Annotated in this window: 1 protein-coding gene; it reads left to right on the forward strand. The window is 37.5% G+C overall.

Annotated elements, in window-relative coordinates:
• The coding region (locus ACFIL8_RS11925) for a hypothetical protein (RefSeq protein ID WP_375689992.1) at nt 1-228 on the forward strand (228 nt) is incomplete at its 5' end.
• Between the last annotated feature and the right edge of the window lie 454 nt (nt 229-682).

Consider the following 682-nt stretch of genomic DNA (forward strand, 5'->3'; position numbering starts at 1 on the left):
AAAAATTCTCTCCCCCTCTATTCTATTGAAATCAATCACTCCTCTTCGCTTACAGTTCACAAACAGAAAGATCCGTATGGCGAGAAACTTTCCAAGAAAAGCATATCTCTTCGTAAGAAGCCTCCCAGTAAACGAGATTATGAATCGTCTCAAGAGCTACAGCCCATGCCGCAATTTTGGCAACGGGCCCCCAATAGTACCAACTTACTTTTTCATAAAGTAAGATAGGGTGCGCAATGTTTATAATCTACAGGGTTTTATAACCTCTGGGGTTTATAATTTACGGGGCTTGACCGTTATACCCCTCACGATATTATTCACAAGCGGCAGTATGAAATTTATGAACGCCGGCATAAAATGGCTGTGAAATGAGCTTAGAGCGAGATATCTTTATTAAAACAAGTGCGTGAATGTACAACAACAACAAGTATATTTCATTTGGAGTATTTTGGATATTGCCTACTCTCCCCACCCTAGGACAACCATTTTGTCTACAGATCCCCTTATATATTCTGCATATTTTCTGCTGTCATATCTCCTCCAATAAGCTAAAACCCCACATATGCGGGGTTTTAGCCAGTACCACACCTTTATTTAGACACATTATGATCATTATAACCATTTTTATTAAATACGTTTTTACGTATATTTTCAACACAAAAATAACACATATTGATTTATT

Source organism: Bartonella sp. AP57NXGY, from assembly GCF_042195805.1.
Lineage (GTDB): Bacteria > Pseudomonadota > Alphaproteobacteria > Rhizobiales > Rhizobiaceae > Bartonella.